At 63.3% G+C, this 14,044-nt stretch carries 9 protein-coding genes and 1 riboswitch; of the genes, 5 read left to right on the forward strand and 4 right to left on the reverse strand.

Going from position 1 to position 14,044, the window contains the following annotated elements:
* Positions 1 to 121: 121 nt before the first annotated feature.
* Positions 122 to 356: riboswitch (cobalamin riboswitch) on the reverse strand.
* 366 nt (positions 357 to 722) lie between these two features.
* Positions 723 to 3,305, reverse strand: a complete 2,583-nt coding sequence (gene clpB, locus AC0GUR_RS11390) for an ATP-dependent chaperone ClpB (protein WP_472877592.1) — start codon at positions 3,303 to 3,305, stop codon at positions 723 to 725.
* 173 nt (positions 3,306 to 3,478) lie between these two features.
* Here clpB and otsB point away from each other — a divergent pair, with 173 nt between their 5' ends.
* The 3 genes from otsB to otsA are packed head-to-tail and all read left to right on the forward strand — an operon-like array spanning position 3,479 to position 7,480.
* Entirely contained in the window at positions 3,479 to 4,309 is an 831-nt protein-coding gene (otsB, locus tag AC0GUR_RS11395; RefSeq protein WP_472877593.1) for a trehalose-phosphatase, read from the forward strand.
* Positions 4,281 to 6,092 (forward strand): glycoside hydrolase family 15 protein, encoded by a 1,812-nt coding sequence (locus AC0GUR_RS11400; RefSeq protein ID WP_472877594.1) that lies wholly within the window; start codon positions 4,281 to 4,283, stop codon positions 6,090 to 6,092. The genes otsB and AC0GUR_RS11400 overlap by 29 nt, the downstream gene beginning before the upstream one ends.
* Before the next feature lie 2 nt (positions 6,093 to 6,094).
* Positions 6,095 to 7,480, forward strand: coding sequence for an alpha,alpha-trehalose-phosphate synthase (UDP-forming) (otsA, locus tag AC0GUR_RS11405; protein WP_472877595.1), 1,386 nt, complete (start codon positions 6,095 to 6,097; stop codon positions 7,478 to 7,480).
* Positions 7,481 to 7,626: 146 nt separating this feature from the next.
* Here otsA and pgeF read toward each other — a convergent pair whose 3' ends face one another.
* Both pgeF and rluD read right to left on the reverse strand, forming a co-directional pair.
* The gene (gene pgeF / locus AC0GUR_RS11410; RefSeq protein ID WP_472877596.1) at positions 7,627 to 8,370 is read right to left on the reverse strand and encodes a peptidoglycan editing factor PgeF; all 744 of its coding nucleotides are present in this window, start codon (positions 8,368 to 8,370) and stop codon (positions 7,627 to 7,629) included.
* Positions 8,371 to 8,372: 2 nt separating this feature from the next.
* Positions 8,373 to 9,350, reverse strand: coding sequence for a 23S rRNA pseudouridine(1911/1915/1917) synthase RluD (rluD, locus tag AC0GUR_RS11415; protein WP_472877597.1), 978 nt, complete (start codon positions 9,348 to 9,350; stop codon positions 8,373 to 8,375).
* A gap of 70 nt (positions 9,351 to 9,420) precedes the next feature.
* Between rluD and AC0GUR_RS11420 the strand changes: the two genes are divergently transcribed.
* A complete protein-coding gene (locus tag AC0GUR_RS11420; RefSeq protein WP_472877598.1) occupies positions 9,421 to 10,260 on the forward strand; it encodes an outer membrane protein assembly factor BamD in 840 nt (279 codons plus the stop codon).
* A 249-nt stretch (positions 10,261 to 10,509) separates the two neighbouring features.
* Here the strand turns inward: AC0GUR_RS11420 and AC0GUR_RS11425 are convergent, their stop codons facing one another.
* Positions 10,510 to 12,141 (reverse strand): NAD+ synthase, encoded by a 1,632-nt coding sequence (locus tag AC0GUR_RS11425; RefSeq protein ID WP_472877599.1) that lies wholly within the window; start codon positions 12,139 to 12,141, stop codon positions 10,510 to 10,512.
* Between the two features lie 130 nt (positions 12,142 to 12,271).
* On the opposite strand from AC0GUR_RS11425, the gene AC0GUR_RS11430 reads away from it, so the two are divergent.
* A complete protein-coding gene (locus AC0GUR_RS11430) occupies positions 12,272 to 14,035 on the forward strand; it encodes a GGDEF domain-containing protein (protein ID WP_472877600.1) in 1,764 nt (587 codons plus the stop codon).
* Positions 14,036 to 14,044: the final 9 nt, after the last annotated feature.

Consider the following 14,044-nt stretch of genomic DNA (forward strand, 5'->3'; position numbering starts at 1 on the left):
TGGCCAAAATACTGCTCCTCAACCGCGCCTGCCCGCGCGGAACGCATGGGATAAAGGACAGGCGGAAGGAGACGTGGCGGCCGCGCACGAGGCACGACATCCATGACGTGGCCCACCGCCAGTCTGGTCGTACCTCAAGGCCGGTCTCCGGGCTCGCGAACCAGGACGTCATGTCCTGCGGAACAACGCCTTCCCATGCACAGGGCACAGTGGCTTGATGTGGTTCCGGCGATCAGAGGATCGCAGCTCGCCTACCGTTGCGGGGGCAGCTCCGGAATAAGCGCAGACGCGCCGCACCGGATTCCCGTTTCAACCACCGGCACAAGCCGGCGGTCACCTCAGGCGAGGCGAATGGTAACAGACGGGAAATGGGAAGGTTTGACGGGGGTCAGTTTGCGGGGAGAAGGCACCCGTCACAGGGCATCAGACAAATCCAGGGCAACCGCCACCATGTAGGAGCGCACTTGTGCGCGACTGCGGCGCTTCGCTGTGACCACACGGGTTGTTTTGCGCAAGCCAGCGCCATCAAACGGGCACCCAACGTTGCGGTCGCGCACAAGTGCGCTCCTACAGAGGCTTTCCGGCGAGCTTGTGCCCGTGGCCGTCTCCATAGGGAGAGGGCGCAAACGACTTGCGTCCCCCCCCCAAAAAAAAGTAAGCGCCCGCCCCACCAAAGCAGAACGAGCGCCTCTCCCAGCTAACCAAACCTCACTACAAAGACATCACTGCTTGTGAAATGTGAGATGCCCTTGCGCCGCATCCACCACAATGGTCTGCCCGGCAGTGAACTTGCCTTCCAGAATTTCCCTCGCCAACGGGTTCTCCAGCTGCTGCTGAATGGCCCGCTTCAGCGGACGCGCGCCGTACACCGGATCAAAGCCCACATTGCCCAGCAGATCCAGCGCCTTCTCACTGATCTCCAAGCGCAACTGACGCTCCGCCAGACGCTTCTCCAGATAGGTGAGCTGGATCAGCGCGATCTTACGGATCTGCTTCTTCTCCAGCGGGCGGAACACCACTAACTCATCCAGACGATTGATGAACTCCGGACGGAAGTGCGCCTGCACCACGCCAAGCACTGCCGCCTTCATCTGCATGTAGTCGGCTTCGCTGTCGCCCGAGTGCTCCTGGATCATCTGCGAGCCGAGGTTGGAGGTCATCACGATGACGGTGTTGCGGAAGTCCACCGTGCGACCTTGCCCGTCGGTGAGGCGACCGTCATCGAGTACCTGCAGCAAAATGTTGAACACATCCGGATGTGCCTTCTCCACCTCGTCCAGCAGAATCACGCTGTACGGGCGGCGACGCACGGCCTCCGTGAGGTAACCGCCTTCCTCGTAACCCACGTACCCCGGAGGCGCGCCGATCAGACGGCTCACGGAGTGCTTCTCCATGAACTCGCTCATGTCGATACGCACCATCGCGTCCTGCGTGTCGAACATGAATTCGGCCAGCGCCTTGCATAGCTCGGTTTTGCCGACACCGGTGGGACCCAGGAACAGAAACGAGCCATTGGGACGATTGGGATCAGACAGGCCGGCGCGCGCGCGACGGATCGCATCGGATACCGCACGCACCGCTTCGTCCTGGCCCACCACGCGCTTGTGCAGCGCTTCTTCCATATGCAGCAACTTGTCGCGCTCGCCTTCCAGCATCTTGTTGACCGGAATACCGGTCCAGCGCGAGACCACCTCGGCGATTTCTTCCTCGGTGACGCGATCCTGCACCAGCTTGAATTCCTGCTTTTCAGCGGCCTGCGCGGCGGCAAGCTGTTTTTCCAGTTCCGGCAGCTTGCCGTACTGGATCTCGCTCATCTTCGCGTAGTCCTGATGACGCTGAGCCGCTTCCAGTTCTACACGGGCCGCTTCGATCTGCTCCTTCACCTTGGTGGCACCCTGCAGCGCCGCCTTTTCGGATTTCCAGATCTCGTTGAGGTCGGAGAATTCGCGCTCCAGCTTCTGGATATCCGCATCGAGATCGGCAAGACGCTTCTTCGACGCGTCGTCGGTTTCCTTCTTGAGCATCTCGCGCTGGATCTTCAACTGAATCAGGCGGCGCTCAAGGCGATCCAGCTCTTCCGGCTTGGAATCGATTTCCATGCGGATGCGCGACGCGGCTTCGTCCATCAGGTCGATGGCCTTGTCCGGCAGCTGGCGGTCAGGGATGTAGCGGTTGGACAACGTGGCGGCGGCAACGATGGCCGGGTCGGTGATTTCCACACCGTGATGCACGGCGTAGCGCTCCTTAAGGCCACGCAGGATCGCGATGGTGTCCTCTACGCTGGGCTCACCCACGTAAACCTTCTGGAAGCGGCGCTCCAGCGCGGCATCTTTTTCGATGTACTTGCGGTACTCATCGAGTGTGGTCGCCCCGATGCAATGCAGTTCGCCGCGCGCCAAGGCAGGCTTGAGCATGTTGCCTGCGTCCATGGCGCCGTCGGCCTTGCCGGCGCCGACCATGGTGTGCAGCTCGTCGATGAACAGGATGATCTGGCCCTCGTTCTTGGCGAGATCATTGAGCACCGCCTTGAGGCGTTCCTCGAATTCACCGCGGAACTTGGCGCCCGCAATCAGCGCGCCCATGTCCAAAGCGAGCACCCGGCGATCACGCAAGCCTTCGGGCACTTCGCCCTTGACGATGCGCTGGGCCAAGCCCTCAACGATGGCGGTCTTGCCGACGCCGGGTTCGCCAATGAGTACCGGGTTGTTCTTGGTGCGACGCTGCAGGACCTGAATGGTGCGACGAATTTCTTCGTCACGGCCAATCACAGGATCTAGCTTGCCGCTCTCTGCCCGCGCCGTAAGGTCGATACAATACTTTTCCAAGGCCTGGCGCTGTTCTTCAGCATTCTCGCTCTGCACCTTCTCGCCGCCGCGCAGCTTATCGATGGCCGCTTCGACATTGGCCTTGGTGGCGCCGGCTGTTTTCAGCATGGCGCCCAGCTCACCCTTGTCGTCCAACGCCGCCAGCACGAATAGTTCGCTCGCGATGAACTGATCGCCACGCTGCTGTGCAAGCTTGTCGGTGAGATTGAGCAGGCGCGTCAGCTCGTTGCCGACGTGCACGTTGCCTTCCTGCCCGCTCACGCGCGGCAAGCGCTCCAGTTGTTCGTTCACCCGCTGACGCAGCGCGGGCACATTGACCTGCGCCTGGGTCAGCAACGGTGCGGTGGAACCACCTTGCTGCTCCAGCAGTGCCGCCATGACGTGCACAGGTTCAAGCATGTTGTTGTCGCGTCCGACCGCGATCGATTGCGCGTCGGCGAGCGCTTGCTGGAAGCGCGACGTGAGTTTATCCATCCGCATGGGCATCTCCCCTCAATCAATAGGATTTGGCGGCCACGCCGCCACTGCACCGTGAGATGTGGCTCGCCCCTAGATGATTCAAGCGCCGTCAACGCGAGGTGTAAATCAGGTCTTCAGCCAACACCATCTTGTCCATAGCTTGCCTTCACATTCGACTTGCTAGGCTCGGTTTCGTGCCTGCCCCACTCTCCCCCGCCGCCATGTCCGCGCCACTGACCTTACCGGCTCCGCCCTTGCCGGGCGCAGACGACCATTGGGCCATGTTTCTCGACGTGGACGGGACGCTGCTGGATTTCGCCGACAGGCCCGACCACGTGTGTGTGGAATCGCGGCTGCGCGAGCTGATAGAAGACCTCTATGGCTCGCTTGATGGCGCACTCGCACTGGTGAGCGGTCGCAGCCTGGACGATCTCGACGACCTGTTCGGCCATCCGCCCTGGGCCATGGCCGGTCTGCACGGGCTGGAACTGCGCGACGCCGATGGACGTTATCGCGGCGTGCACATCGGCACCGCGCGTCGCTCACTGGTACGCGACATCGCCGCTGACATCGCTGCCGGCCTGCCCGGTGTGCTGTTGGAAGACAAGGGCATGGCGGTGGCCCTGCACTGCCGCACGTCGCCGAAGCAATGCGAGACGTTGCGCAAGCGCGTGGAGGCCATTCTGCCATCGTTAGCCGGTTACGAGATGCAGGTCGGCAACATGGTGGTGGAGCTGAAACCTGAAGGCATGGACAAGGGCCGGGCGGTGGCGAGCCTGCTGGAACGCACGCCGTTCCATGGCCGCGTGCCGGTCTATGTCGGTGACGATCTTACGGATGAGCACGGTTTCTCCACGGTAAACCTGGAAAGCGGCTTGAGCGTGCGCGTCGGTAGTCGCGAACCCAGCGCCGCCCACTATTCGCTGCCGGAGCCCGCTGCTGCGCGCGCCTGGCTTTACCGCGTGCTGCACGCGCTCAAGCATGGAGCCCTCTCACATGCCCACTCCTCAGGAGGAAACGCCTAGCTCACAGTGCAATCTTGCACTTGGCGTCATTGGAAACGGCAGCATTGCTGCCTTGATTGATCAACGTGGCCGCATCGTCTGGTGCTGCCTGCCTCGCTTCGATGGCGACGCAACGTTTTGTGCACTGCTGTCGCCACAGCGCGACGGTGGCGAGTGGACGATCCAGCTCGAAGACTTCGAGCGCGCCGAACAACACTACCTGCCGAACACGGCCGTGCTGGTCACCCGGCTCTACGATGCGCATGGCGAAGGTGTCGAGCTGGTCGACTACATACCGCGATTCCGGGCCCACGGACGCTTCTACCATCCCGTACTGATTGCCCGCCGCGTGCGACCACTGGGCGGCTCACCCCGCATTCGCGTGTTGCTGCGGCCACTGCGCAACTATGGCAGTGAACAACCGCAGACCACTTCGGGCAGCAACCACATACGCTTTTTGCTCGATGGTGTCGTGCAGCGGCTGACCAGCGATGTGGCGGTGCCGATGATCGAGCGCGGCTTGCCCTTCATCCTGAAACGACCGGCGCATTTCGTGTTTGGGCCGGACGAAACACTGGCCGACAGCCCTGCCGATTTCATCCACCACACGCTGGAACGCACGCTGGAGTACTGGCGCGAATGGGTGCGCAACCTTTATGTGCCGTACGAGTGGCAGGAGGCGGTGATCCGTTCCGCCATCACGCTCAAGCTGTGCCAGTACGAGTCCACCGGCGCCATCGTGGCGGCGCTGACCACCTCCATCCCCGAAGCGCCGCAAAGTTCGCGCAACTGGGATTACCGCTATTGCTGGCTGCGTGATGCAGCCTTCACCGTGCGCGCGCTCAATCGTCTTGGCGCCACGCGCAGCATGGAGGAATACATCCGCTACGTGTTCAACCTGGTGGCAGCGGATGGCGAACGCGAAATTGGTCCGGTGTTCGGCATCACCTTCGAGCACGAGCTCACTGAAACGCAAATGGACAGCCTTGCCGGCTACCGCGGCATGGGCCCCGTGCGCGTGGGCAACGATGCCTGGCGCCAGCGACAGAACGATGTCTATGGCTCGGTGGTGCTGGCCTCTGCCCAATTCTTCTTCGATCGCCGCCTGGAACATCCGGGCGACGAGCTCACGTTTCGGCGGCTAGAGCGCATGGGCGAGATGGCGCTGCGCATGGCAGAACAACCGGACGCCGGCCTTTGGGAATACCGAGGACGCGCCGCCGTGCACACCTATTCCGCCGCGATGTGCTGGGCCGCGTGCGATCGCCTCGCCCATATCGCCACCGAGCTCGGCCTGGACGATCGGGCCCGCTACTGGCACGACGAGGCGATTGCACTGCACGGGCGTATCGATGCCCGCGCATGGAACGAAAAGCTCGGTACCTACGTCGACACCTACGACGGCGAACACCTCGACGCGAGCCTGCTGCTGCTCGCCGACATCGGCTTCATCGACGCCTCCGACCCTCGCTTCGCCGCCACCGTGGACGCCATCGGGGCCGCGCTGAAGCGTGGCGACTATCTGTTCCGCTATGTGGCGCCCGACGATTTCGGTGCTCCGGAAACCAGCTTCAACATCTGCACGTTCTGGTACATCGAAGCCCTGGCCGGCATGCAGCGCAAGGAGGAAGCGCGTGCGATGTTCGAGCACATGCTGGCCCAACGTAACCACCTCGGCCTGCTCTCCGAAGACATCGCGCCAGCCACCGGGGAGCACTGGGGCAACTTCCCGCAGACCTATTCGATGGTGGGCCTGATCCAGGCCGCCATGCGCCTGTCGCGGCGCTGGGAGGACGCATTGTGACGATGCTTGGACGCCCCCACGTCCAGGGGCGGCTGGTGGTGGTCTCCAATCGGGTGGCATTGCCGGACCAGACCGCCACAGGTGGATTGGGCTCGGCCATGCGAGCGGCGCTGCAGGAACAGGGTGGTTTGTGGTTCGGCTGGAGCGGCAAGGTGGCGCGACTGAGCGGAGGCGAAGTGCACCGGCTCAGGGACGGCATGGTCGAGTACGACACCATCGACCTCTCGCGCACCGATCACGACGAGTTCTACGACGGCTTCGCCAACCGCACGCTGTGGCCGTTGTTGCATTACCGCCCCGATCTGGTGGATTACGACCGCAAGCACCTGGCTGCGTACCTGCGCGTCAATCAGCTGTTTGCCGAGCACCTGATGTCGTTGATTTCGCCGGGCGACATCGTATGGATCAACGACTATCACCTAATTCCGCTGGCCTCGATGCTGAGAGATCGCGGTATGCGCAATCGCATCGGCTTCTTTCTTCATACGCCGTTGCCTGCAGCGGGTTTGCTGATTACCCTGCCTCATCACAGCGAGCTGCTGGAAACACTGGCTTGCTACGACTTGATAGGCCTCCACACACCTCGCGACCTCCGCGCACTGGAGGAATACTTCCTGCATGAGCTCGGCGCCACGAAACGTCGAGGCGGGCGTCTGTTCACCAAAGAAAGCCGCACCTTTCGTGCCGAAGTGTTTCCGATCGGCATTGATACGGCCGAAGTCGCGCGAACGGCCAGTCATGCGGATGAACACGAAGAGATCCACGACCTCAAACAGAGCCTGGAAGGCCGCGCGCTGATCATCGGCGTGGATCGCCTGGACTATTCCAAAGGCTTGCCCGAACGCTTCCATGCTTACGCACGTCTGCTGGAGCGCTCGCCTCAGCTCCACCGCACGGTGAGTTTTTTGCAGATCGCCCCGCCGTCACGTGGCGGCGTGCCGGAGTACCGGCAGATCCGTCGCGAACTCGAACGCATGGCAGGCCATATCAATGGCCTGTACGCCGCGCCGGACTGGGTGCCTATCCGCTATGTCAACAATTCATTCCCACACGAGCTGCTCTGTGGTTATTACCGCAGCGCGCGGGTGGGGCTGGTAACGCCATTGCGGGACGGTATGAATCTTGTGGCGAAGGAATACGTGGCCAGCCAGGACCCGGAAGATCCTGGTGTGCTCGTGCTTTCGCGTTTCGCTGGCGCAGCGCAGGAGTTGACGGAAGCGCTACTGGTTAATCCGGCAGACACGGAGGAAGTGGCAGAGGCGTTGGGTGTCGCGCTGGAGATGCCATTGCACGAGCGCCAGCGTCGCTGGCGCGTGATGATGGATGTGCTGGAGAAGCAGGATGTGACGGCGTGGAGGAATGCGTTTTTGAAGCGGTTGACGGAGTGAGCACTCCGCTCTTCTGTAGGAGCGCACTTGTGCGCGACCGGCGCGCAGGGTGTTTGCCTCATCCGACCGTTACGCGACCCACGGGCACTGAGATATCGACGTGGCGATGCGGTCGCGCACAAGTGCGCTCCTACAGAACGGCTACCTTACCCTTCGAGCCAAATCAAACTGGCAAACCGCCCACTGAGCGCTCCATCCCTCCGATAGGAATAAAACCTCCCATCGGTACGCGTATCAAAGCCACCACCATGCACGCTGGCAACGCCCGCAGCGCCTAAACGCCGTCGCGCCAGCCCCGCCAGATCGCATAGCCAGTGGCCCGGTCGCGTGGGCTCAAAACACTCGGCCGCAGCGGGATCCGTAGCAAGAAAGACATCACGCACCTCCTCGCCCACTTCGTAACTCGCCTTCCCGATGCACGGCCCCAGCCAGGCCAGCACCTGCGAAGGCGGTGCCGGCAACGACGCCAGGGCAGCTTCCAACACGCCAGCCTGCAATCCACGCCAGCCCGCATGGGCAGCGGCCACGCCACTGCCGTCCACGGTGCAGAACAGCACCGGCAGGCAGTCGGCAGTGAGTATCGCCAGCGGCTCGCCGGTACGGCAGGTCACCGAGGCATCCGCTCGGGGTTCGTCGTCGTCAATGAGGCGGTCAACATCCGCCACGTCAACGCCATGCACCTGCTGCAGCCAATGCGGTGGCCGCTCCAGCCCCAGCGAAGCGTGGACCGCGGCACGATTGGCCGCCACCGCCTCAGGCGCATCACCCGAGCGTGCGCCCAGGTTGAACTTGCCGTAGGCACCCACGGAAATCCCGGGCCCCTGACGCGTGCTCACCGCCGCCCGCACTCGCGCGGGCGCGGGCCAGTCCGGGATGATCCAGGCGTCCATGCTCACTGCCAGTCGCCGGGATCAGCCTGCGCAGTATCGACCCGCAGTGCGTCGATCAGGGCCTGCAGGTCGGCGGGGCGCTCCGCACTGAACGACATCGGCTCATGGGTGACCGGGTGTTCAAACGCCAGCCGCTCCGCGTGCAGGGCCTGTCGGCGGAAGCCGCGCAGAGCCGCCACCAGCTCCGGGCTGGCGCCCTTGGGTAGCTTCAGACCACCGCCGTACAGCGGATCGCCCACCAGCTGATGGCCGATATGGGCCATGTGGACGCGAATCTGGTGGGTGCGGCCGGTTTCCAGGCTGCACTGAAGCAGACTGTGGGCCCGAAAGCGCTCCCGCAATCGGTAGTGGGTGACGGCGCGCTTGCCGTCCTCCTCGTCCCGCACGGCCTGACGCAGGCGGTCGCCCATGTGGCGGCCAATCGGCGCGTCCACAGTGCCACCCGCGACCAGGGTGCCCACCACCACGGCCTCGTATTGCCGCTCCACATCGTGGCGGGACAGCATGTCGACCAGGGCGGTATGGGCCGCCAGGGTCTTGGCCACCACCATCAGGCCGGAGGTGTCCTTGTCCAGGCGATGCACAATGCCGCCGCGCGGCAACTGAGCCAGCGACGGATCGTGGTGCAGCAGGGCGTTCAGCATCGTGCCGGCGCTATTTCCTGCGCCCGGATGCACTACCAGCCCGGCCGGCTTGTTCAGCACCAGCACGTACTCATCCTCGTGGACGATATCCAGGGCAATCGCCTCTGGCTCCAGCTCCACCTCGGTCTCCAGCTCGGCCTCCAGCAAGACCTTTTCCCCGCCCCGCAACAGCTGGCGGGGGGCCACCACCGCCCCGTTCAGGGTCACGGCACCCGCCTTGATCCAGCCCGTGAGGCGGGATCGGGAGTAGTCCGGGAACATCTCGGCCAACGCCTGGTCGAACCTCCGACCCGCGGCAGACAGGGGCACCGTGGCCTCATGACGTATGGTTGTCATGGCCGGCTCCCCGGAAAACCGGTGGTTTCGGCTATCATCCCTTTTCGCTCAAACATCTGAACCCTTTCTCATGCGCGTAACCAAGCTGCCGGCTTTCAAAGTATTTGTCGTGCTCGCCATCGCCGTATCGATGAGCGCCTGCTCGATGTTTGGCCACAAGAAGGACACTAACGACACCCTGCCGGTAGACAAGCTTTACGCCAAGGCGCACGACTCGATGGAGCACGCCGACTATGCGGCAGCTGCCAAAGCGTACCAGCGTCTGATCGCGCGTTTCCCGTCCGGTGACTTCAACGAGCAGGCCCAGCTTGATCTGGCCTACTCGCAGTACAAGGACAATCAGCCGGATGACGCGTATTCCACGGTCAACCGCTTCATCAAGACGTACCCGACTCACAAACATGTGGATTATGCCTATTACCTGCGCGGTCTGATCAATTTCGACCGTACCGGCGGCGCCATGGAGCGCCTGCTGCAGCCTGGCGACCCGCAGACCCGCCGCGACCAGGGCTTCAACCTGAAGTCGTTCGATGACTTCTCCGAGCTGTCGCGCCGCTTCCCGGACAGTGCCTATACGGCCGATGCCCGCCAGCGCATGATTTACTTGCGCAACCTGCTGGCCCAGTTCGAAATCAATGTGGCCGAGTACTACCTGCGCAACAATGCCTATGTGGCTTCGGCCAACCGCGCCCAGTATGTGATCGAGCATTACCAGCAGGCGCCGCAGACCGGCGACGCCCTGGCCATTCTCACCCGCAGCTACCTGGGCATGGAGCAGAAGACCCTGGCTGACCAGACCCGCCAGGTGCTGGCCATGAACTACCCGGATCATCCGTACCTGAAGGATCCGAAGTGGCCGCACTCGCCGTCGCTGCTGCGCAAGGCGATTCCGTTCTCGGGTCACCATTGATCGAACATCCGGATGACTGGATTGGATGGCATGAAAAAAGCCGGTGCAAATGCACCGGCTTTTTTTATTGCCCCGCGCACTCACGCTTCCTTGTAGGAGCGCACTTGTGCGCGACCGCAGGGCATGTCGTTTACCGGAACATTGGGTTGTTGCGAGCCTGCGGGCAGGATCACCATTGACCGAGGTGCACCGCAACTCCGCGGTCGCGCACAAGTGCGCTCCTACAACGGCCCGGTTGTGGGTGGCGCGTTACTTCCAGCCCGAGGTAATCGGATATCGCCGCTCGCGCCCAAACGCACGCGTGGTCACCCGCGGCCCCGGCGCGGACTGACGCCGCTTGAACTCATTGAGCAGCACCAGCCGCACCACGCGTCGCACGGTGTCGGCGTGGAAGCCCTGCGCGGTAATCTCGGCCTGCGACTGCTCGCCCTCGATGAAGCGGGCGAGGATGGCATCCAGCTCGTCGTACGGCGGCAGCGAATCCTGGTCGGTCTGGTTGTCGCGCAGTTCTGCCGAGGGCGGGCGATCGATCACGGCGGAAGGAATCGCCTCGGGTTCACCCAGGCGTGCCGCGTGCGCATTGCGCCAGCGCGACAAGCGGTAGACCACCGTTTTGTAGACGTCTTTCAGCGGCGCGTAGGCGCCACACATGTCGCCGTAGAGCGTGGCGTAGCCCACCGCCATCTCGCTCTTGTTGCCGGTCGCCAGCAGCAGACGGCCGTGCTTGTTGGACAGTGCCATCAAAGTCACGCCACGCGTGCGCGATTGCAGGTTCTCTTCGGTGGTGTCGGCCGCCTTGCCGGCGAAGGCAGGCGTGAGCGCACCGAGAAACGCGTCGACCATCGGCTCGATGTTGATGATGTGGTACTCCACGCCGAGCTGCACCGCCTGGTCGCGCGCGCCGTCCAGCGACAATTGCGAGGTGTAGCGCGTAGGCATCATCACGGCGGTAACGCGATCGGCACCAAGCGCATCCACGGCAAGCGCCAAGGTCAGCGCTGAATCGATGCCGCCAGATAGACCCAGCAACACGCCCGGAAAACCATTCTTCTCGATGTAGTCGCGGATGCCGCGCACCAGCGCTGCGTACAGAGTGGCTTCGGACGATGCATCCTGCGCGGCCGGCCAACCTTCCGGGCGCAGCGTGCGCGTTTCGCTATCGAATTCGGCCCACAGCATCGCATCGACAAAAGTGGGCGCGCGAGCCGCAATGGAGCCGTTGCCGTTCACCAGCACGGAACCACCGTCGTAAACCACTTCATCCTGGCCGCCGACAAGGTTGAGATAAACGATGGCGCAGCCGGTTTCCTGGGCACGCGCCACCAGCACTTCTTCGCGCGAGGTCTGTTTGGCGTCATCCCACGGCGAGGCGTTGATGACGACGATCAGCTCGGCACCCGCTGCTGCGGCTTTGGCCGCAGGTTCGGGCTCCCACACGTCTTCGCAGATGATCATGCCGACGCACACGCCATCAATCATCGCCACGGCGCTGTCGCTGCCCGGGCGGAAATAGCGCTTGTCGTCGAACACACCGTAATTGGGCAAAGCCTGTTTGTGCGTAGTGAGCTCAATGCGGCCACCGCGCAGCAGGCTCGCTGCGTTGTACACCTCGCCTTCGCTGTGGGGATGACCCACCAGCGCCGCCACACCATTGGTGGCACCCGCGAGCGCGTTGAGTTCGCATTGGCACGCAGCCAGAAAACTGGGGCGCAGCAACAGGTCTTCCGGTGGATAGCCGCTGAGCGTCAGCTCGGGAAACACTACCAGCGACGCCCCGCCCTCGCGCGCCTGGGCCATCAGATCTCCCACCTTGGCGGCATTGGCTGCCACGGCGCCAACCGGGAAATCGAACTGGGCAAGCGCGAGACGTAGGGTCGACATGCGGCAAGGATCCGTGCGGGTGGGGAGTTGAAATGATACCCGAGGCCAGCCTGGCCACCCCCAGGGGCCTTCACTTAAGCACGTCAGGGCCGGTGCTAGGATCCCTGACGCAAACTGACAGGGGACAGCGTTGCATCGTTCTTGGTCGATATGGGCTGCGATCGGCATGCCGCGGACGGCGTGCTGGTGGCGTTTTGCGCTGCTCCTGGCCCTGACTGTGCTGGGGGTCTCCGCTGCGCATGCCCGTGAGCCTCGCTCACTGTTTGGCCCGGCTCCCCTCGATGCGCCCGTTAGCGCTTACCGAGCCGTGCCTCAGGAGCAGGCGCCGCAGGATTACGCCAGCCTCATCGCATGGACCGCGGCCCAACAGCGCGTGCCCTCCGTCAGCATGCTGGGCGGCGACTACTGGCTCACGGCGCCATTGCAGTCACCCTCAACGGCATCCGAGTGGGTGGTGACCTTCAGCAACACTTACTACCGCCGGGCGGAGCTATGGGTACTGGGGGACGACGGTACCCGCCTGTCCTTCATGGCGGGGCGCGGGGTGGATGCCAACGTCATGCTACGCGGCGTCGCGCCGGTAACGCTGCACCCCGATCACCGGTACGCCGTAGTCATCCACGTCACCACACCCTTCTTCACCGCGCGCCCTCGTATCGACCTGCAGACGCGCGAGCAGTACCAACGCCGACTGACCAACGAGTCGGCATTGATGCTGCTCTCGCTAGGGGTGCTCGGTGGCCTGGGTGTTTTCGTGTTGTTCGTTGGACTGTGGACGCGCAATCTCAGCTACGCCTTGTACGGCTGCCAATCGCTGATCCTGATGATGGGCTGGGCGTCGTTCTTCGGCCTGCCGGAGAATTGGCTGGGCATGCATGACGGGCGGCTCAACTTCACGCTGTGGTTTATTCTGGTGCCGGTGGTGCATGCACCTTTCACCATCCGCTTCCTGGAGCTCAAGCGCCACGCGCCGTTCGCTGCACTTATCGGCAACACCATCGCTGTAGCCTGCGTGGCTGCCGTGCCGGTTGCGCTACTGCTGCCGTCATTGGCGTTCCTGATCGCCACTATTGCGATCACTTCCGTGGTGATGTTCTCCGCCAGCGTGAGTACCTGGGCGCTGCTTAACGGCATCCGCCAGGCCCGCTTCTTCGTGCTTGCCTATGTGTGCGTGCTGTTGCCTGGCGCGATCATCCTGCCGGTCAATTTCGGGCTGATGCCGAGCCCGGTCGACAACGCCGACCTGCTCACGCTGATGGGCAACAGCGGCGAAGCGATGCTGCTCGCCTTCGCGCTCGCCGACCATATGAAGCTGGTGCAGGCGGCGCGCGAACGCTTCCGCCAGGGCATGCTCGACGCCATCGCGCGCGCATCCACCGATCCTTTGACCGGGCTTGGCAATCGCCTCGCCTTCAACATGAAGATCGAGGAGATCACCCGCCCTACGCACGCCCTGACATCCACCGTGGAAGGTGCATGGCAAGTCGCCATGATCGACCTGGATGGCCTCAAACAAATCAACGACAGCGAAGGCCACGAACGCGGTGATGCGCTGCTGCAGGCGGCCGGCCGCAGCCTGAGCCGACTACCCTGCCAAGGCCACGCCTATCGCCTCGGTGGCGATGAGTTCGCGGTGATCGCCTTTGGTGACGAACTAAGCCTGCACCGGCTCACGCGCGCACTGGCAAAACTCGACAAGCAACTGCACGAGTATGGCTTCCAGGGCGCAGGTCTCAGCTTTGGGGTCTGCGGCTCCGCCATCGGGCAGACACTGGACAGCAGCGATTTCGCCGAACTCGTGCGCGAAGCTGATCGCATCATGTACGAACACAAGTCGCGTCGCCGCACGCCTCCCGCTGACGATCGCGAAGCGCCGGCCGAAACCGAGATCTGAGGCGGCGGT

The sequence above is a fragment of the Dyella sp. PARNA 12/25 genome (assembly GCF_055702865.1).

Bases quoted from the DNA above. Each gene is read 5' to 3' on its own strand.
- clpB (WP_472877592.1), bottom strand. From the start codon at position 3,305: ATGCGGATGGATAAACTCACGTCGCGCTTCCAGCAAGCGCTCGCCGAC.
- AC0GUR_RS11400 (WP_472877594.1), top strand. From the start codon at position 4,281: ATGCCCACTCCTCAGGAGGAAACGCCTAGCTCACAGTGCAATCTTGCA.
- otsA (WP_472877595.1), top strand. From the start codon at position 6,095: ATGCTTGGACGCCCCCACGTCCAGGGGCGGCTGGTGGTGGTCTCCAAT.
- pgeF (WP_472877596.1), bottom strand. From the start codon at position 8,370: ATGGACGCCTGGATCATCCCGGACTGGCCCGCGCCCGCGCGAGTGCGG.
- rluD (WP_472877597.1), bottom strand. From the start codon at position 9,350: ATGACAACCATACGTCATGAGGCCACGGTGCCCCTGTCTGCCGCGGGT.
- AC0GUR_RS11420 (WP_472877598.1), top strand. From the start codon at position 9,421: ATGCGCGTAACCAAGCTGCCGGCTTTCAAAGTATTTGTCGTGCTCGCC.
- AC0GUR_RS11425 (WP_472877599.1), bottom strand. From the start codon at position 12,141: ATGTCGACCCTACGTCTCGCGCTTGCCCAGTTCGATTTCCCGGTTGGC.